16 protein-coding genes are annotated in these 17965 nt (G+C 64.2%); 2 read left to right on the top strand and 14 right to left on the bottom strand.

Features of this window, described 5'->3' with window-relative positions:
* Positions 1-4: 4 nt before the first annotated feature.
* The 4 genes from RAE21_RS00170 to RAE21_RS00155 are packed head-to-tail and all read right to left on the bottom strand — an operon-like array spanning position 5 to position 5335.
* Positions 5-688: a nitroreductase gene (locus tag RAE21_RS00170; protein ID WP_313879588.1), complete on the bottom strand. Its 684-nt coding sequence runs from the start codon at positions 686-688 to the stop codon at positions 5-7.
* Between the two features lie 5 nt (positions 689-693).
* Positions 694-1614: a 2-hydroxyacid dehydrogenase gene (locus tag RAE21_RS00165; RefSeq protein WP_428984047.1), complete on the bottom strand. Its 921-nt coding sequence runs from the start codon at positions 1612-1614 to the stop codon at positions 694-696.
* Positions 1615-1661: 47 nt separating this feature from the next.
* Positions 1662-3698, bottom strand: coding sequence for an acetyl/propionyl/methylcrotonyl-CoA carboxylase subunit alpha (locus RAE21_RS00160; RefSeq protein WP_313879586.1), 2037 nt, complete (start codon positions 3696-3698; stop codon positions 1662-1664).
* A 14-nt stretch (positions 3699-3712) separates the two neighbouring features.
* On the bottom strand, positions 3713-5335 hold the full coding sequence (locus RAE21_RS00155; protein ID WP_313879585.1) for a carboxyl transferase domain-containing protein: 1623 nt from the start codon (positions 5333-5335) through the stop codon (positions 3713-3715).
* A 121-nt stretch (positions 5336-5456) separates the two neighbouring features.
* Here RAE21_RS00155 and RAE21_RS00150 point away from each other — a divergent pair, with 121 nt between their 5' ends.
* The gene (locus tag RAE21_RS00150; RefSeq protein WP_313879584.1) at positions 5457-6575 is read left to right on the top strand and encodes an AraC family transcriptional regulator; all 1119 of its coding nucleotides are present in this window, start codon (positions 5457-5459) and stop codon (positions 6573-6575) included.
* 33 nt (positions 6576-6608) lie between these two features.
* Here the strand turns inward: RAE21_RS00150 and RAE21_RS00145 are convergent, their stop codons facing one another.
* The 9 genes from RAE21_RS00145 to RAE21_RS00105 form a co-directional block, all read right to left on the bottom strand.
* Positions 6609-7973, bottom strand: a complete 1365-nt coding sequence (locus RAE21_RS00145) for a patatin-like phospholipase family protein (protein ID WP_313879583.1) — start codon at positions 7971-7973, stop codon at positions 6609-6611.
* On the bottom strand, positions 7970-8650 hold the full coding sequence (locus RAE21_RS00140; protein ID WP_313879582.1) for an HAD family hydrolase: 681 nt from the start codon (positions 8648-8650) through the stop codon (positions 7970-7972). Before RAE21_RS00140 ends, RAE21_RS00145 begins: the two co-directional genes overlap by 4 nt.
* On the bottom strand, positions 8647-9066 hold the full coding sequence (locus tag RAE21_RS00135; RefSeq protein WP_313879581.1) for a YchJ family protein: 420 nt from the start codon (positions 9064-9066) through the stop codon (positions 8647-8649). The genes RAE21_RS00140 and RAE21_RS00135 overlap by 4 nt, the downstream gene beginning before the upstream one ends.
* A 19-nt stretch (positions 9067-9085) precedes the next feature.
* Positions 9086-9508: a rhodanese-like domain-containing protein gene (locus RAE21_RS00130; protein WP_313874118.1), complete on the bottom strand. Its 423-nt coding sequence runs from the start codon at positions 9506-9508 to the stop codon at positions 9086-9088.
* Positions 9509-9525: 17 nt separating this feature from the next.
* Positions 9526-10443 (bottom strand): MBL fold metallo-hydrolase, encoded by a 918-nt coding sequence (locus RAE21_RS00125; protein WP_313879580.1) that lies wholly within the window; start codon positions 10441-10443, stop codon positions 9526-9528.
* Between the two features lie 5 nt (positions 10444-10448).
* On the bottom strand, positions 10449-11579 hold the full coding sequence (locus tag RAE21_RS00120; RefSeq protein WP_313879579.1) for an acyl-CoA dehydrogenase family protein: 1131 nt from the start codon (positions 11577-11579) through the stop codon (positions 10449-10451).
* A 36-nt stretch (positions 11580-11615) separates the two neighbouring features.
* On the bottom strand, positions 11616-12302 hold the full coding sequence (locus RAE21_RS00115; RefSeq protein WP_313879578.1) for an SDR family oxidoreductase: 687 nt from the start codon (positions 12300-12302) through the stop codon (positions 11616-11618).
* A gap of 18 nt (positions 12303-12320) precedes the next feature.
* Positions 12321-13424 carry a DUF695 domain-containing protein gene (locus tag RAE21_RS00110; RefSeq protein WP_313879577.1) on the bottom strand — a complete coding sequence of 368 codons (1104 nt, stop codon included), beginning with the start codon at positions 13422-13424 and terminating at the stop codon, positions 12321-12323.
* Between the two features lie 63 nt (positions 13425-13487).
* The gene (locus RAE21_RS00105; RefSeq protein WP_313879576.1) at positions 13488-14669 is read right to left on the bottom strand and encodes an acetyl-CoA C-acyltransferase; all 1182 of its coding nucleotides are present in this window, start codon (positions 14667-14669) and stop codon (positions 13488-13490) included.
* Positions 14670-14737: 68 nt separating this feature from the next.
* On the opposite strand from RAE21_RS00105, the gene RAE21_RS00100 reads away from it, so the two are divergent.
* Positions 14738-16351: a Do family serine endopeptidase gene (locus RAE21_RS00100; RefSeq protein WP_313879575.1), complete on the top strand. Its 1614-nt coding sequence runs from the start codon at positions 14738-14740 to the stop codon at positions 16349-16351.
* On the opposite strand, the gene RAE21_RS00095 is transcribed toward RAE21_RS00100, so the two are convergent.
* Complete coding sequence (locus tag RAE21_RS00095; protein WP_313879574.1) at positions 16335-17954, bottom strand: bifunctional hydroxymethylpyrimidine kinase/phosphomethylpyrimidine kinase; 1620 nt, start codon at positions 17952-17954, stop codon at positions 16335-16337. The two genes, RAE21_RS00100 and RAE21_RS00095, sit on opposite strands and share 17 nt — an antisense overlap.
* Positions 17955-17965 lie beyond the last annotated feature (11 nt).

The following is a 17965-nucleotide window of genomic DNA, read 5'->3' as shown; positions in this document are numbered from 1 at the left end:
CGCTCTAGCCGACTACCTTGAAATAGCTGTCCAACTCGGCACGCACGGTGCGGGTGCTGTTGACGGCTTGGGCAGGGTCGGCATAGCCCAAAGCTACACCACACACCACTTGGCTCTCGGCACCCAGCCCCAAGTGGCTGCGCACCAGGGTGGGGTAGGAGGCCAGTGCCCCGATGGCGCAACTGGCAAGGCCGCGGGATTGGGCTGCCAGCAACAAGCCGTAAAGCGTCATGCCCAAGTCCATAAAGCAGCCACTGCCCATGCCCCGCTCGATGGTGACTACCAGCGCCACTGGCGCATCAAAGAAGCGGAAGTTGCGCTCAAACTGCTGGTCGCGCCCGGCCCGGTCCTCGCGGGCAATGCCAATGCTGTCGTACAGCGCACGGGCCGCGGCCACCTGCCGGCGGCGCAAATGGCCAGGCATAGGGTCAGGAAAGTAGCTGTAGTCCTCGGCCTCGGCCTGGCCTTCACGATAAGCGGCAGACATGGCTTGCGACAAGGCTTCGCGCACCGCACCGCGCACCTGGACAAAGCTGCCCGGCTGCAAGTTGGCACCGCTAGGGGCCAAGCGCGCGCTCACCAGCAGCTCATGCAACAAAGCGTCTGACACCGGCTGGTCGGTAAAGCCGCGCACGGAGGTGCGCGCCTGCGCCAAGACTGAGAACGGGTCGGATTTTGTATCGGTCATGCGGCTTAGTAGCCCCGCCCCGCATCCACCAGCCCCGCCACCGTCTTCCCGCTTTGCAGCGCAGCAATCTTGCGGGCGATCTGGGCGATGCTCTCGGAGCGCAGGGTGCGGGCCGAGGTGTGTGGAGTCACGGTGATTTTGGGATGGTTCCAAAAGGCATGCCCCTGCGGCAAGGGCTCCACCCGGAACACATCGAGCGTGGCACCGGCAAGGTGGCCACTGTCGATGGCGGCGAGCAAATCAGCATCGACCACATGGGCGCCGCGTGCCACGTTGATCAGATAGCCGCCGGAGCGGATATGGGCCAGTGTGCGGGCATTGAGAATGCTATCGGTCTCAGAGGTCAGGGGCAGCAGGCACACCACGATGCGGCTGGCTGCCAGAAAGTCTTGCAGCTGCGCCTCGCCGTGAAAGCACTGCACGCCGTCCAGCATTTTGGGTGAACGGCTCCAGCCATTCACCAGAAAATCGAACTGCGCCACCGCCTTGGCCACCCGCTCGCCCAACACCCCCAGCCCCAGAATGCCGACGGGATAGTCGATGCGGCTGCGCGGCTTGCGGAACGACCATTTGCCGCTCCCCATGTCGGCCTCGTAGCCATCAAACTCACGGAAGTGGCGGATCACCGCGTGGCACACGTATTCCGCCATTTGCACCGACATACCGGCGTCGTCCAAGCGGATCACCGGCACGCCGGCTGGCAGCTTGAGCTTCATCAGGGCATCGACACCGGCACCGGTGTTGAAGATGGCTTTCAAGCTCGGTTGCTCGTCCAGCAATTGCTGCGGGGGCTTCCAGACCACTGCATAGTCTGCCGCCGGCGCACCCGGCTGCCAGAGGGTGACCTCGGCGCCGGGAACGGCGGCTTGCAGCCCGGGAATCCAGCTGGCCTCGTCGAAATCGGCCGAGTAATAGGTAATGCGCACAGGTGTTGTCATGCCCGCATTTTCACCGGAGTGCGGGCTACTTTCGCTCAGGCAGGTACCACCATGCGCAGCAGCTCGCTGCCCTCGGTCACCTGGTCGCCCGGTGCAAACAAAAGTTCGCCTACCGTGCCATCGGCCGGCGCGGCAATCGTGTGCTCCATCTTCATGGCTTCCATGACGGCGAGGGCCTGACCCTTTTTGACGACATCGCCGGCCTTTACCGCAAACGACACCACTTTGCCGGGCATAGGCGCGGTCAGGCGGCCGCCTTCAGACTGGGCGTCGCCAGCATGGGCCAGCGTGTCAATCGCTATGATTTGTGTAGCACCTCGCGCAGTGAATACATGGGCTACAACCCCATTTGCATACACATTTACCAGGCTTCGCTGCTCACCGACGCGCACATCCAGTGCATCGCCTTGGGCGGCCCACTGCAGCGGATACGTCTGCCCGCCCACCGTCAGCTCCAGCGCGCCACCGCGCACCGAGCGCAACAGGGCGGTGTGCGGCTCGCCGGCGTATTCGAGGGCAAAGCTGCGCACTTGGGCACCGTGCGATTTCCAGCCATCGCGCTGGGCCCAGGGGTCTTGCCAGCCATGGGCGTCGGGCTGCGCGGCTTGGCGTTCTCCCGCCTGCAAAGTGTGGGCAATCAAGGCCGCCGCGGCCATCGGCAAGCCCACTTTGTCTTGGTGGAACAAGGCGTCTGCTTCGCGCGGAATCAGCGCCGTGTCCAGCTTGGCCGCAGCAAACGAGGAACTGGTGGTCACATGCCGCAAGAACTGCACATTCGTCGCCAGCCCCACGATATGGGTCTGCGCCAATGCAGCGTCCAGCCGGGCCAGCGCCTCCTCGCGGGTGGCGCCATGCACGATCAGCTTGGCGACCATGGAGTCGTAAAACGGGCTGATGGCATCGCCCTCGCGCACGCCGGAATCCACCCGCACGCCGCGCTCTGCGCGCACAAAGGTCACATGGGGAGGGAGGCCGTACACCTGCAAGCTGCCGGTGGCCGGCAAGAAGTTGTTGTCGGGGTTCTCGGCGCAAATTCGGGCTTCGATGGCGTGGCCGTGGATTTGCAACTCGTCTTGGCGCAAAGGCAAAGGCTCACCACTGGCCACGCGCAGTTGCCACTCCACCAGGTCCAACCCGGTGATGGCCTCGGTGACCGGGTGCTCCACCTGCAGGCGGGTGTTCATTTCCATGAAATAGAACTTCATGGCTTCGGGGTGCTCGTAGCCGCCGGGCTGCTCAACAATGAACTCCACCGTGCCGGCGCCCACATAGCTCACGGCGCGGGCGGCTTCCACGGCGGCCTGGCCCATCTGGGCGCGCAGTGCGGGCGTCATGCCCGGCGCGGGCGCTTCTTCCAGCACCTTCTGGTGGCGGCGCTGCACCGAGCAGTCGCGCTCGAACAGGTACACATAGTTGCCCTGGGTGTCGCCAAACACCTGAATCTCGATATGGCGCGGGCGCTGCACGTATTTTTCAATCAGCACCGCGTCATCGCCAAAACTGTTGATGGCCTCGCGCTTGCACGATGCCAGCGCGTCGGCAAAGTCTTCTGCCTTGTCGACCGCGCGCATGCCCTTACCGCCACCGCCTGCGCTGGCCTTGATGAGCACCGGGTAACCGATGCGGTCTGCCTCGCGCTGCAACAGGGCCGGGTCTTGGTCTGCAGCGTGGTAGCCGGGCACCAGCGGTACGCCGGCTTTTTCCATCAGCTGCTTGGATTCGGCTTTCAGGCCCATGGCCTGAATGGCGCTGGCCGGGGGCCCGATGAACACCAAGCCGGCGGCGGCACAGGCGTTGGCGAACTCTTCGTTTTCACTCAGGAAACCGTAGCCGGGGTGGATGGCTTGGGCGCCGGTGGCCTTGGCCGCCTCGATGATTTTTTCCCAACGCAAATAGCTGTCTTTGGGCGCACTGCCCCCGATGTACACCGCTTCGTCACACGCCGCGACATGTTTGGCGTGTGCATCGGCATCAGAATAGACCGCTACGGTTTTGATAGCTAGTCGCGCAGCAGTGGCGGCCACCCGGCAGGCAATTTCGCCACGATTGGCAATGAGGATTTTGGTGAACATAAACTTTCCTTGCCTTACATGCGGAACACGCCGAACTGGGTGTCGGGTATGGGTGCGTTCAACGACGCGCTGAGCCCCAGCGCCAGCACGCGGCGGGTATCGGCGGGGTCGATGATGCCGTCGTCCCACAGGCGGGCGGTGGCGAAATAGGGGTGGCCCTGCTCTTCATATTGCTGGCGGATGGGGGCTTTGAAGGCTTCCTCTTCGTCCGCGCTCCAGCTGCCGCCTTTGCCTTCAATGCCGTCCCGCTTGACGGTGGCGAGCACGCTGGCCGCCTGCTCGCCACCCATGACCGAGATGCGCGCGTTGGGCCACATCCACAAAAAGCGGGGGCTGTAGGCGCGACCGCACATGCCGTAATTGCCAGCGCCAAAGCTGCCGCCAATGATGATGGTGAACTTAGGGACAGCGGCTGTGGCCACCGCGGTCACCATCTTGGCGCCGTTGCGGGCAATGCCTTCGTTCTCGTATTTGCGGCCGACCATGAAACCGGTGATGTTCTGCAAAAACACCAGCGGGATCTTGCGCTGGCAGCACAGCTCAATAAAGTGCGCGCCCTTGAGCGCTGACTCGCTGAACAGAATGCCGTTGTTGGCAATGATGCCTACCGGCATGCCTTCCACATGGGCAAAGCCGCAGACCAGCGTGGTGCCGTAGCGGGGCTTGAACTCATGCAGCTCCGAACCATCGACGATGCGGGCGATGATTTCGCGCACATCAAAGGGTTTGCGGGTATCGGTGGGGATGACTCCGTACAACTCTTCCGCTACAAATTTAGGAGCTACCGGCGCACGCAATTCGGCGGCCGGAGCCTTTTTCTTATTCAAATGCGCAATCGCCTCGCGCGCGAGTGACAGCGCGTGTAGATCATTCTGCGCCAGATGATCGGCCACGCCGGAGAGGCGGGTGTGCACATCGCCACCGCCCAGGTCTTCTGCAGTCACCACCTCGCCCGTCGCGGCCTTCACCAGGGGCGGGCCACCCAGGAAAATGGTGCCCTGGTTTTTAACGATGATGGTCTCGTCGCTCATGGCGGGCACATAGGCGCCACCGGCGGTACAGCTACCCATGACCACCGCAATTTGCGCAATGCCCTGCGCGCTCATGTTGGCCTGGTTAAAGAAAATACGGCCAAAGTGGTCACGATCCGGGAACACTTCGTCCTGGTTGGGCAAATTGGCGCCGCCGGAGTCCACCAGGTAAATGCACGGCAGGTTGTTTTGCGCGGCCACTTCCTGGGCGCGCAGGTGCTTCTTGACGGTGAGCGGGTAATAAGTGCCACCCTTCACCGTGGCGTCGTTGCAGACGATCATGCAGTCCACCCCGCTCACCCGGCCGATACCGGCAATCACCCCGGCGCAGGGCGCGCTGTCGGTGCCATCGCGGTCGGGGTACATGGCCAGTGCAGCTAGTGGGGAGAGCTCCAGAAAGGGGGTGCCGGGGTCCAACAACATGCCCACGCGGTCGCGCGGGAGCAACTTGCCGCGGGCGGTGTGCTTGGCGCGGGCGGCGTCGCCACCGCCGAGCGCGGCCTTGTCAATCTTGGCATTCAGGTCAGCCACCAGGGCGCGCATGGCGGCTGCGTTGGCCACAAAGTCGGCAGAGCGCGGGTTGAGTTTGGATTCCAGCATCGTCATGGGGTGCATCCGGTCAGTGTTGTTCGGTCAAGTGGCATTGTGCGGCGGGAGCCCGGGCGAGCTCCACCGCAAAGGTTGCAAATTGCGCCACAAGAGGCACATTTTTTGGCACACTCATTTGATGCCCGCACCTACCCCTGTTGCCGCCACCCCCATGGCTTTTGCCAGAGCCATGGTGCACGCCTATGCACGCTACGGCAAGGACCCGTCAAAGGCACTTGCACAGGCGCAGATTGCGCCAGATGCCCTGCAAGCAACAGATGCCCGCATCACCGCCTGGCAGATGGAGCGCCTGTCCGGGGCAGCCATGCGCGAGCTGGACGACGAAGCCTTGGGCTGGTTCAGCCGAAGGTTGCCCTGGGGCAGCTACGGCATGCTGGTGCGCGCCTCTATCAGCGCCCCCACCCTGCACGTAGCCTTAAGCCGCTGGTGCCGCCACCACGGCCTGATTGCCCCGGACATCACGCTCACGCTGAGCACCGCAGGCGATATCGCCAGCATCACGCTGACCGAGAACGCTACCCCACCGAACCAAGGGCATGGGGCTTTTGCGCAGGTCAAGGAGGAGCCCGCAACGCGGGCGGGGGACACGGAGCAAAAGCACCATGCCATTGGTTTGGCACTCCAAATCCGGGAGTTCTGCATGGTCTCGGTGTTGCGCAACGTATTGGGCGTGGCCTGCTGGCTGATCGACTCGCGCATTGCCTTGAAAGGTGCGAGCTTTCCGTTCGCAGCCCCCGCCCACCAGGACGCTTACGCTGTGTTGTTTGGCGGGCCCACCCGATTCGGAGAAGCGCAAGCGGCCATCCACTTCGACGCGCGCTACCTCCGCCTGCCGCTGCGGAGGGACGAAAAAGCCTTGCAGCAGATGCTGCAAAACGCCTTGCCCCTGACCGTGCTGCAGTACCGGCGCGACCGCTTGCTGGGGCAGCAGGTGCGGCAACTGCTGAGCAACCATCCGCAAGACACCCACAGCGCAGAAGCGCTGGCCGGTTTGCTGAACGTGTCGCCCCGCACCCTGCACCGCCAGCTCAAGGAAGAAGGCACGACGCTACAAACCCTCAAAGACGACGTGCGCCACCACAAGGCCACCGAACTGCTCTTGCGCAGCCAACGGCCCATCAAGCAGGTGGCAGAGGCGGCGGGTTTTCAGAACGAGAAAAGCTTTATCCGCGCCTTCAAGGGCTGGACCGGGCAGACGCCAGCCGAATTCCGCCGCGTCGGGGGTGCCCGCGCCTGATGCGCTCCGGCGCTGCCCGACAGGCAGCGCCAGCTAGGGGGCGCGGTTCTTCTGCAAGGTTTGCAAGAGCGCCTTGAACTCAGGCGACTCCCTCAGCGTGGCCCGGCCGGCTGCGATGAGCTGGGTCACATCCTCGCCCGGGATGGTGAGGGCGGTCGGGATCTGCAGCAGCTTGGTACGCTGGGGCAAGTCTTGGTCGTCCGGGGCGTCGCGCAGGTTGACCTGCACCACATGCACTTCTGCATCATTGGCGAACACATCTTTGCCGCCCGGAAAGCGTTGGGCCAGCTCGCCCTTCCACTGGCGCGTGACATCGGCAAGAAACTCCTGGGTTTCTTTGGTCGCCCGGGCTCCGGCACCAAAGACCAGTGTGTCGAGCACCTCGGCGGCGCCGGGCAAACGATCACTTTGGTCGATGTTGGTGGAGGGGTCCCGTTCGGAGTTCACCGACACCAGCACCAGCTTGCGCACCACGCCCGCTGCAATGCCGGCGCGCTGCAGTACCGGGCGCAAGCCGCCCTCGGCGAGCGCACTGTCCAGGAAGCGGCGCACGCCCAGGTTGTCAGACAGGCCGCCATCCAGCAAGTGGATGTAGGGGCGGTTGTTGCTGTCCAAGTAGCTGCGGGCCTGCTCGCGGTAGAGGCGGGTGCGGTAGTCTTCCCATGCGTCGCCCACCACCTCGGGCGGCTCGCACTGGCCCGCGAAATTGCGCAGGGTCACAGGGCTGAGTAACAAAGGCACCGACGACGAAGCAGCCACCGCAAACGACACCGGCACCGATTGCAGGTTGGAGCAGATCAGGTCGAACTGCGCCTTGGAAAACTCAAAACCGGTGCCCAAAGACATATCGGTCGCCGTGATCAGCAAATCGGGGTGGCCTTTGCGGCTTGCCAAATCGCCGAAAGTGGCCCCGCCGTAAAGGCTGTCCAAGCGCTCTGCCAGCAGGTGCGAGCGGCCAAACCACGGCGATGACAAGGCCACCAGGTTGCCGGGCCGCAGCGCATAGCTCAACAGGTTCTCCTGAAAGTCCTGCCGCAGGTATTCGCGCTCGAAACGCGGCAGGCGCGCAGAGCCGTGGGTCGCAAAGTAAGCCGCCACGATGCTGCCGCCCGACACGCCCCCCACCAGGTCCACCTTGTCCAGCAGGTTGGTGTCGCGGCCGGCCCATTCAAATCGATTGGCCTGCAGCTCCAGGAGCACCCCGTAGCCGAACGCCGCCGCCCGGGCACCCCCACCGGAAAAAAGCACTGCCATCAGGATGGTGGGATCGCGGTCATCGTCCGCGCTGCGCTGCGGGTCTGGCGCCACCGTGGATACGGGCTCATTGATCCAGGGTTTTTGCGTGGAGCACCCGGCCACTGCCAGCGCGACGCAGCACACGAGCCAACGAAGCATCATCGGTCTGTGCCCTCCGCACCGTCCACCACCCCCAGCAGCGCGGGCAATGCCTGCATGGAGTCAAACACCTCTGCGGCGCCCGCCGCTAGCAGCGCCTGACCCTCGCCTTGTGGCGCATAGCCGAACACCATGGCACCCGCCGCCACACCGGCCGTAACACCGGTGACCGTGTCTTCCACTACGGCGCAGCGCGTGGGGTCTGCGCCCAGCGCGGCGGCCGCAGCCAGGTACACGTCAGGGTGGGGCTTGGAGCGCGGCAAGTCGTGCCCGCTGAACACCCGCCCTTCGAAGTACGGCAACAAGCCCGTCTTGCCCATTTGCATCAGAACCTTGGGCAAATCTGCGCCAGATGCGCAGGCTATTCTGCCGGCGTAGGCTTCGTGAATGCGGGCAATTGCTTCGGGTGCGTGGGGGATGGGCTGCGCATGCTCCATAAGCGCGGCATTGCGGCGCGCGCGGAACGACGCCATCCACTCGGGCGTGAGCGGCTTGCCGGTTTCCGCTTCAATGCGGGCACGCTCGTCCATCACGGCTTTGCCCACAAACACGGCCATGCACTCCTCGAGGCTCATGGCCCAGCCCTGCTCGGCCAGCATGTCGCGCAACACGCCGTTGGTAATCAGCTCGCTGTCCACCAGCACGCCATCGCAGTCAAACAAAACGGCTTCAAATTTCATTGTTGGTCTCCATCCACATACAACCAGGCTCCGGCCTCCCGCACAAAGCGGCTGCGCTCGTGCAAGCGCACTGCCGCGCCGCTGGCCGGCTTTTGGCGAGCGACGAATTCGACCTCGGCATGGGTGGCGTCTTGCACGGTGTGGCTGCGCACGTCCAAGCCCAACCATTTGACGCCGGGGTCGAACTCAATGCGCGCAGGCCGATTACTGGCGTGCCAGGTTTTGAGAAGGTACGCCTCGCGCTCCAACACAAAGGCGCAGTAGCGGCTGCGCATCAGACTTTCGGCATCGGGGGCGGGGGACTCGCTCTCCAGCCAACGGCCACAACATTGGCCGTAGGGGAGCGTTTTTTTCTGGTGTTGCCGGCCACAGGGGCAAGCTTCTGTCATCACAAAGAGCTTCATGCCCTCCATCATGCCTTGGCTTTAGATGACATCAGCCCTTGGCTTGGCGGCGCGCCTTTTGCGCTTCCAGGGTTTCTGTGGGCGCGCCTGCCTTCACCCATTCGCCCCAGCCGCCATCGATGTGGGCCACATTGCTCATGCCCATGTCCTGCAAGGCTTTGGCAGCCAACGCACTGCGCCAGCCCGCACCGCAAAACAAGATGAACTCTTTGGACTCGTCGGCAAACAAGGGCTTGTGGTACGGCGACTCGGGATCCACCCAGAACTCCAGCATGCCGCGCGGCGCATGAAAGGCGCCCACCACAGTGCCGTCGTTCAGCTCACGGATATCGCGGATATCCACGATTTGCACAGCCGGGTCTTGCAGGCGGGCTTGCACCTCGGCCACGCTGTAGGTGGTGACCTGCGCCATGGCTTCGTCGACCAGTGCGCGGGATCCTTTGGTAATGGGCATGGGAGTCTCCTTCAGGGTCAGGCGTCAAATACCACGCCATCTTGCAACGTTGCCGCGCCGGAGCGCACCAGGTCGTGCACCAGTTGCCGAGTGGCCTCTTCCAAAGTGGCGCCAGCAAAGTGCTTCTCAAAGGTGTGGTTGAAATAGCTGGTGTTGCGGGCCCATTCGATGAGCGCGGGCAGGGGCAAGTGGCGGGCTTCGAGCAGCTTGAACTTGAGCAACACCTTGGCTGCGTACTGCAGGTGCTTGGCCGGGTTTTGCACAAAGCCATTGAGGCGCTGGCGGGCGTAGGCAATGGCCTGTGGGGCATCTGTGAACGGGGCGCCATGGCCGGGAATGACGGTGGCCGGGTTCAACCGCTCGATCACATCCAGCGTGGCGGCGACTTCGTCGAACGCGTCATCGCCATCGAGTTCGGGGAACACCACGCCAAAGCCTTTTTCCCACAGGGCGTCTGCCGACACCAAGGTGCGGCTTCGCGGCTCAAACAGGATGACCGAATGCGGGTCGTGCCCCGGTGCTGCATGTACCTGCCACCGCAGGTCGCCCAACAGCATCTCGGTGCCCGGTTGCAACGTGGCATTCAAATGGAAGCGCGGGCACTGCTGGCCGGTGGGTGTGTAGCTCAGGGCATGGGCGTCCCACACGCGCACATAGTCGGCGTGGCCCGGTGGAATGTAGGTTTGCAGCGCGGGGTAGCGCGCCTGCAGCGCGGCGTTGCCCCCGCAGTGGTCGCTGTGCAAATGGGTGTTGAGCAGCAGGTCCAGTGGCTGGCCTTGCAACGCCGAGTCCACCAGCGCGAGCGTCTGATCAACATGGGTGCAGTAGCCGCTATCGATGAGCGCGGTGCCGCCCTCACCCTGGATCAGGATGTTGTTGCTGGACAGCCAGCCCCGCTCAAAGACGGTGACGCCGGCAGGCAGTTCGTGCGCCATGGAACTCAAGCCAGTGCGCGCTGAATGATGATCTTCTGCACGTCGCTGGTGCCTTCATAAATCTGGCACACACGCACGTCGCGGTAAATGCGCTCCACAGGAAAGTCGCTTACATAGCCGTAACCGCCCAGGGTTTGGATGGCGGCGCTGCACACCTTCTCCGCCATTTCGCTGGCAAAGAGTTTGGCCATGGCGGCTTCTTTCAGGCAGGGGCGGCCGGCATCGCGCAAAGCAGCGGCATGCCAGATAAGTTGCCGCGCCGCTTCCAGCTGGGTGGCGCAGTCCGCCAAACGGAAGCCGACGGCCTGGTGGTTGAAGATGGGCTGGCCGAAGCTCTGGCGGTCTTTGGCATAGGCAATCGCCACATCGAGTGCGCTGCGGGCCATACCCACGCTTTGCGCGGCAATGCCGATGCGCCCGCCCTCCAGCCCGCCGAGGGCGATGCCATAGCCCTCGCCTTCTTTGCCGATCAGGTTCTCTGCGGGAATGCGGCAGTTGTCGAAGTTGATCTGGGCGGTATCGCTGCTGTGTTGGCCGAGCTTGTCCTCCAGCCGCGCGACCACATAGCCCGGCGCATTGGTGGGCACCAGGAAGGCGCTCATGCCCTTCTTGCCGGCCGCCTTGTCGGTCACCGCGATGACGATGGCCACATCGCCGTTCTTACCACTGGTGATGAACTGTTTGACGCCGTTGATGACGTATTCATCGCCCTCTTTAACCGCCGTGGTGCGCAGGCTGGAGGCATCGCTGCCCACATGCGGCTCAGTCAGACAAAAGGCGCCTAGCATCTGGCCTTGGGCCAGGGGCTCCAGCCACTGCTTTTTTTGCTGCGCGTTGCCGAACTTCATCAGGATGGCGTTGACCGGGCAGTTAGTGACGCTGATCACCGTGCTGGTGCCGCCGTCGCCCGCGGCAATTTCTTCCAACACCAAAGCCAGGGTCACGTAGTCCAGCCCCGCGCCGCCTAACTCTTCAGGCACGCAAATGCCGTAGGCGCCCAGCGCGGCCAGGCCTTGGTGCGCCGCTTTGGGGAAGGTGTGCTCTTTGTCCCACTTGGCGGCGTTGGGCCAGAGCTCGGCTTGGGCAAAGTCGCGCACGGCGTCACGGATCATTTCCTGGTCTTGGGTCAGCAGCATGGGGATGTCTCTCGGGTCGTTGTGTTGGTGTTGGACTTACCAGCTGGAAAACGGCGTTCCATCCCAGCGCAGGTAGGGCACGTCGCGGCTGGAAAATCCGGTGCTTCGGGTGGTGCGCGCGGCCACGGTTGCGCGAATGGCGGCCACACTCTCTTCAGGCAGCAAGGGGGCATCGGGCGTGCCCATATCGGTTCGCACCCAGCCGGGGTGGATCAGCAGAAACTGCGCATTCGGGTAGTCGGGCTGCGCTGCCACTACGGCCATGTTCAATGCGGCCTTGCTCACGTGATACACCCAGGCGCGGCTGCTCTCGACGCCGCCAATTTGCCCGAAGTCGCTGGTGATAAACACAAACTGGCCCCGCGCCTCCTCGACCCAGGGTGCCACCTGCGGCAAGGCCTGCATGGCGCCCAGCACATTGGCGTGCATCATCGCGTCAAACGCTTGCTGCGTGGGGGGCGACTTGGCATCGTCCGCGCTGAAGACACCGGCCACGTAATAGGCCCGGTCGATCTTTTCACCGTCCAGCTGCCAGCTCAGGCCGCTGACGCTGGCCGGGTTGGTCACATCCAGTTTCATGGCCTGCGCACCCAGGTCGCGCAGCCGCTCCAGCCCCGCCGCATCGCGCGCGGTGGCAATGACGCGCTCGCCCGCCTCCAGGTACTGGCGCACCAGCTCCAGGCCAATGCCGCGTGAGGCGCCCACAATCAAAATGGTCTTCATGGTGGTGGTGCCCCGCGTTCAGGCCAGATAGCCCGCGTATTCAAAATAGCCCGACCACGCGGGATCGAAGCTGGCCTTGATCTCAGCATCCGCGGCTTCGGGTCGCGCCAACAGGGGGGCCAGCGTCTGGCGCGCCAAGGCCTCGTCGACCACGTAGTAGAGCGCTTGCCGGCGGCCTTCTTTGCTCAGGGTCAGCACCATCAGGCCTTGGTGCATTTGCTGCAGCAGCATGCCGGCCTGGTCTTGCAGGGCTTGGGCCCGAGCTTGGGCGCCCTCGTCTGCCGCCGGCAGGTCCAGGGTCCATGCGGTGGCCAGGTCGGCGCGCATGGCAACGGCATCTGCACTCAGGTTCACCGCCACAAAGCCGGCTTCTTGCGCGTCAGAGGTGTCCTCGGTGGCGGTGTCGTCGTCACCCCAGGCAAAGTCGTCGAGCTCGATCTCATTGCCGGAATCATCGACCGCGCAATTGAACTGGAGCTCCATGCCTTCCCAATGCGCCTCGCCGGTCGGGAAAATGCCGGTGCGGCCCAAGGTCTCCACCCAATAGGTGTCGAACACCTGTGCGAGTGCGCTCAAGGGCGTCCAGGAGACCGGGGCATCAGACGCCGGGGTCACAAAGTCGATGGCCCCGACCTTGACCGCAAAATCGTACTCACCCAACACATGGTCGAGCATGATGAAGGCCATGTGCCGGGCCTGCTCCGCCAGGGCCTCGGACACCTCGGGCTTGAAATGGAGCTCGAGGGCCACACGGCCGTCGTCTTGCTCCAAGGCGACCATTACCTCCGAGGTCGAGAGCTCCAGCCCGTCCATCTGGATCGAAAAATCGGGTTCCGGGCTGCGTGCCCTGAAGGCAGTCACCCCGAAATGTGCCAACGCCGGCGCAGCACCCGCGATCTGGGACAACAAGGGGAAAAACTCAATGTGGCCATGGGCGGTCAGCACCAACTCCAGCCGGGTGGCATCGGGGGCGCCCAGCACCTCCAGCGTCACACCGTGCAGGTATGGGCTGGCGAGTGCGTTGATTTGCTCCACACGCTCGGCCGGCGGGAGTTGAAAGAACGCGGCTTCCTGGACTGCGAATTCGCGCCAGAAGCTGGCGATCTCGGGGGTGGGCTGCATGGATATCCTGAAAATAGTGAAGGTCGCTAGTATTTCAGAAGCTGGGTCCGCAGCCCGCCCGGTTTACAGCAGCTCCAGGGCGACCGCAGTCGCCTCACCGCCACCAATACACAAGGTGGCTACGCCCTTTGTAAGGCCCCGGGCTTTCAACGCGTGAATCAGCGTGACCATGATGCGCGCGCCGGATGCGCCGATCGGGTGACCCAGCGCGCAGGCGCCGCCGTTGACGTTCACCTTGTCGTGCGGAATGTTCAGCTCAGCCATCAAAGCCATGGGAACCACGGCAAACGCTTCGTTGATTTCCCACAGGTCCACGTCTTCCACCTTCCAGCCGGCTTTGGCCAGCACCTTCTGGGTGGCGCCCACCGGCGCCGTGGCAAACCAGTTGGGCTCCTGGGCATGGGTGGTGTGGGCCACGATTTTGGCCAGCGGCTTGCAACCGAGGTCTTTGGCGGTGCCCTCGCGCATCAGCACCATGGCGGCTGCGCCGTCGTTGATGGAACTGCTGCTGGCGGCGGTGATGGTGCCGTCTTTTTTGAAGGCCGCTTTGAGGGTAGGAATCTTGTCCAGCTTGATCTTACCGGGGCCTTCGTCGATGCTGACCTGCACTTCGCCGGCGCGGGTTTTGACCGTTACCGGGGTGATTTCCGCCTCAAACGCTCCTGATTTGATAGCTGCTTGCGCACGCTGCACGCTGGCCGTGGCGAAATTGTCTTGTTGTTCGCGGGTAAAGCTGTATTTGGCAGCGCAGTCTTCACCGAAGGTGCCCATGGAGCGGCCGGCCTCGTAGGCGTCTTCCAGGCCGTCGAGCATCATGTGGTCCATCACGCGGTCGTGGCCGATACGGATGCCGCTGCGGCCCTTGAGCAGCAGGTGGGGCGCGTTGGTCATGCTCTCCATGCCACCCGCCACCAGCACATCGTGGCTGCCGGCCAGCAGCATGTCGTGGGCGAACATGGCCGCGCGCATGCCGGAGCCGCACATCTTGCTCAGGGTCACCGCACCGGCGCTCTTGGGCAGGCCGCCCTTGAAAGCCGCCTGGCGCGCAGGTGCCTGGCCCTGGCCGGCCATCAGGCAGTTGCCGAAGATAACTTCGGTCACCAACTCGGGGCTGATACCGGCGCGCTCCACAGCAGCTTGAATAGCGGCACCACCCAAGTCGTGGGCGGCAAGAGAAGCGAAGTCGCCCTGAAAGCCACCCATGGGGGTGCGGGCAGCGCTGACGATCACAACGGTTTCTGGCATGGTCTTCCTCGGGGTCAGGTGGATGGCACAACGCCAACCCTAGATTGACGTTTACGTAAACGTCAATTGTGGCAGAAAATCTTTACCGCAGCTTCACCCCGGGCTCACACGTCTTCATGCGGGGCGTGCACCATGACGGCATGACCCATGATGCCCGCTTATCACCCGCCACCCCGGCCGCTGCGCCCCACTCTGTGCCCACATTGCCACGCCGGCACCACCGCCTCACGCGGCTGGCCGCACTGCTGTGCGCAAGCGCCTGTGTGTGGGTCGGCGCCCAGGCACAAACAGCGCCTGCACCGCTCGCGCCAGCTGCCCCGACCAGCGTCATCCGTAATTTGGGCACCCCGGACTTTGCCCAGATCGTGCAGCGCTACGGCCCGGCGGTCGTCAACATCAGCACCAGCGGTACCCGGCTGGTCACCGCCGATGGCAAAGACGGGGCGGGCAACACCAAAGGCGCCGACAACGACGACCCGACCCAGCTGTTTTTGCGCAGATTCCAAGAGCAATTCGGTGCCAGCGGCGCGAGCATGCAGATTCCGGTGAATGCCAAAGGCTCGGGCTTCATCGTGAGCGCTGACGGGCTGGTGTTGACCAACGCCCATGTGATTGCCCATGCCAGCGAGGTCACCGTGAAGCTGACCGACCGGCGCGAATTCAAGGCCAAAGTCCTGGGCAGCGATGCCAAGACCGATGTGGCCGTGCTCAAAATTGAAGCGGCAGGCCTTCCGGTGGTTGCCATCGGCCAACCCGCCAACCTCAGCGTGGGCGAATGGGTGCTGGCGATTGGCTCGCCCTTCGGCCTGGACAACACGGTCACCACCGGCGTGGTGAGCGCCAAGGGTCGCACCTTGCCCGACGACTACACCGTGCCCTTTATTCAGACCGATGCAGCCGTCAACCCCGGCAACTCGGGCGGGCCGCTGTTCAACGCCGCAGGCGAGGTGGTGGGCATTAACTCGCAGATCTACACCCGCAGCGGCGGCTACCAGGGCTTGAGCTTTGCCATCCCGATCGACCTTGCGCAATCGGTGGCGCGGCAGATTGTGGCCACGGGCCACGCCTCGCACGGGGTGCTGGGCGTCTCAGTACAAGAGGTCACGCAAGCGCTGGCCGATGCCTTCAAGCTGCCGCGCCCCATGGGCGCCCTGATTTCAGACGTCCGCCCGGACAGTGCCGCCGCCAAGGCCGGCCTGCAGTTCGGCGATGTGATCGTGGCGGTAGATGGCCACCCCATCCAATCCGGCAGCGACCTGCCGCTGTGGATCGCCATGGCGGTGCCCGGCCAGCAAGTGGTGGTGGATGCCCTGCGCGGAGGCCGTGCGGTGCAGGCCCGCGCCACGATGGACGACCCCGCCCAGCGCACTGCCGCCCCCGCCAAAGGCCAGCCGCAAGTGCCCTTGATTCCCCAACTCGGCGTAGCGGTACGACCCTTGTTACCGGTAGAGCTGCGCGCGGCGGACGCCCGTCACGGCCTGATGATTGAAGCCGTCCAACCCGATGCCGGGAAGGCTGGCCTCACCCCCGGCGACATCCTGCTCGCTATCAACGAAGTGCCGGTGACCTCGGTAGAGCAAGCCCGCGCGCTCCTAGCCCAGGCCCAAGGTTTGGTCGCCCTGCTGGTGCAACATGAGGGCGAGAAAAACTACCTCGCGGTCACGCTCAAGCCGGCGGGTTAGTCGCCCAGCCGGACAACAAAGCAGCGCAAGCCGCCTCCGGGTCGCCTGCCTTCGTGATCGCCGAAATCACCGCGGCACTGGCTGCACCTGTGGCAGCCACCTTTGCCACATTGCCGGCATCAATGCCCGCAATACCCACCACCGGCAAAGGCAACACACCGGACCAGTAACGCAGGTTGTCCAAGCCTTGGGGGATCCACGGCATGTCTTTGCTTTGCGTGGCAAAGATGGGGCCACAGGCGATATAGCTGGGCCGCAGCGCCCACGCGCGGGCGACTTCCCAGTAGCTGTGGGTGCTCAGGCCGATGCGCACTCCGGCGTTTCTCAGAGCCTGCAAGTCCACCTGTGCCAAGTCTTCCTGACCCAGATGCACGCCATAAGCGCCATGCTGCAGGGCGAGTTGCCAATGGTCGTTGATGAAGAGTTGGGTGCCGGGTGTGGCGCTGGCCACCGCCACCGACGCCTGGATGTGCGCCGCAAGCGTCGGGTCGGCAGGGTCTTTGATGCGAAGTTGCACGGTGCGGATGCCAGCTGCCACCACCCGCTCGACCCATGCGGCGCTGTCCACCACCGCGTACACACCCAGCGCCGGATGACTGAGCGCTGCGAAATGCGGTGCTGCGTTATCTACCGCCGGGGCGGTAGCACCGGGCAGTGTGAACGCGGGCAAGTTGGCGATGTGCTGCGCAAAGTCCGGCTGCGGGTTCACCGGGCCGGCGCCCTGCCCTGCCGGATACGCGTGGCGAAGCGCATGGGTGGTGGCCATTTTGGCCAAGACCACTGCGTCGGCCACACAGTAGCCACTGGCCAAGGCGGCCGCGGCGGTAGAGGCAAAGGTACAGCCGGTGCCGTGATGGTGGGCGGTGCTCACCCGAGGCAAGCTGAGCCAGCCCGTGGCTTGCGGGCTTTGCAACCAATCACAGGCCAGGCCATCCGCCTGCACCTCATCCCCGCCGGTGATGACCACAGAAAAACAGTCCTGCACTACCGTTGCATCAGACGGCGCCCACTCCCGCGTGCCCATACGCCAGCGGGCTTGCAGAGCTTGCGCCAGCGCAGGCGCAGCCGCGGCCTGCAAGGGGTGGCTCGGCTCGCCGGCGTGGAGCAAGCGCAAGGCCTCGGCGCGATTGGGCGTAATCAAGGTGGCGCGGGGCAATAGCTGGCGGCAATAGGCGTCGAGTAAGGCGTCGTCAACAAAGTGGGTTCCCGTGGTGGAGCCCAACACAGGGTCTACCACCAGGGCGACCGCATGGCCTTCGGCACGCAGCCGGTCCACCCACCGGCAGACCACGCGCAGGTTGTCCACACTGCCGAGCAAGCCGGTCTTGATGGCCTGCGGCAGCATGTCTTGGGCAAGTGCGGCCAGTTGCGCGTCCAGCAGATCGGCGCTGACCGGCTCCACCCGGGTGACCGCCACTGAGTTTTGCGCAGTGATGGCGGCCACAGCCGTGCAGCCGTGCACGCCGAATGCCTGCAAAGCTTTCAGGTCCGCCTGCAAGCCGGCGCCGGCGCCGGAGTCGGAGCCGGCAATGCTCCAGACCACGGGGTGTTGGCCGGCAGGTGCGCGGGCGAATTCAGTACTAAAAGTGCTTCTAGCCCTCATAGGCATTGCGC

Origin of the sequence: Rhodoferax potami, assembly GCF_032193765.1 — a bacterium.
In the GTDB taxonomy this organism is placed as follows: Bacteria; Pseudomonadota; Gammaproteobacteria; order Burkholderiales; family Burkholderiaceae_C; genus Allorhodoferax; species Allorhodoferax potami.
Note: the sequence above shows the minus strand (reverse complement) of the source record. Positions and strands in the feature narration are given on the sequence as shown.

Bases quoted from the DNA above. Each gene is read 5' to 3' on its own strand.
- RAE21_RS00170 (WP_313879588.1), bottom strand. From the start codon at position 688: ATGACCGATACAAAATCCGACCCGTTCTCAGTCTTGGCGCAGGCGCGC.
- RAE21_RS00160 (WP_313879586.1), bottom strand. From the start codon at position 3,698: ATGTTCACCAAAATCCTCATTGCCAATCGTGGCGAAATTGCCTGCCGG.
- RAE21_RS00155 (WP_313879585.1), bottom strand. From the start codon at position 5,335: ATGACGATGCTGGAATCCAAACTCAACCCGCGCTCTGCCGACTTTGTG.
- RAE21_RS00150 (WP_313879584.1), top strand. From the start codon at position 5,457: ATGCCCGCACCTACCCCTGTTGCCGCCACCCCCATGGCTTTTGCCAGA.
- RAE21_RS00145 (WP_313879583.1), bottom strand. From the start codon at position 7,973: ATGATGCTTCGTTGGCTCGTGTGCTGCGTCGCGCTGGCAGTGGCCGGG.
- RAE21_RS00140 (WP_313879582.1), bottom strand. From the start codon at position 8,650: ATGAAATTTGAAGCCGTTTTGTTTGACTGCGATGGCGTGCTGGTGGAC.
- RAE21_RS00135 (WP_313879581.1), bottom strand. From the start codon at position 9,066: ATGATGGAGGGCATGAAGCTCTTTGTGATGACAGAAGCTTGCCCCTGT.
- RAE21_RS00130 (WP_313874118.1), bottom strand. From the start codon at position 9,508: ATGCCCATTACCAAAGGATCCCGCGCACTGGTCGACGAAGCCATGGCG.
- RAE21_RS00125 (WP_313879580.1), bottom strand. From the start codon at position 10,443: ATGGCGCACGAACTGCCTGCCGGCGTCACCGTCTTTGAGCGGGGCTGG.
- RAE21_RS00120 (WP_313879579.1), bottom strand. From the start codon at position 11,579: ATGCTGCTGACCCAAGACCAGGAAATGATCCGTGACGCCGTGCGCGAC.
- RAE21_RS00115 (WP_313879578.1), bottom strand. From the start codon at position 12,302: ATGAAGACCATTTTGATTGTGGGCGCCTCACGCGGCATTGGCCTGGAG.
- RAE21_RS00110 (WP_313879577.1), bottom strand. From the start codon at position 13,424: ATGCAGCCCACCCCCGAGATCGCCAGCTTCTGGCGCGAATTCGCAGTC.
- RAE21_RS00105 (WP_313879576.1), bottom strand. From the start codon at position 14,669: ATGCCAGAAACCGTTGTGATCGTCAGCGCTGCCCGCACCCCCATGGGT.
- RAE21_RS00095 (WP_313879574.1), bottom strand. From the start codon at position 17,954: ATGAGGGCTAGAAGCACTTTTAGTACTGAATTCGCCCGCGCACCTGCC.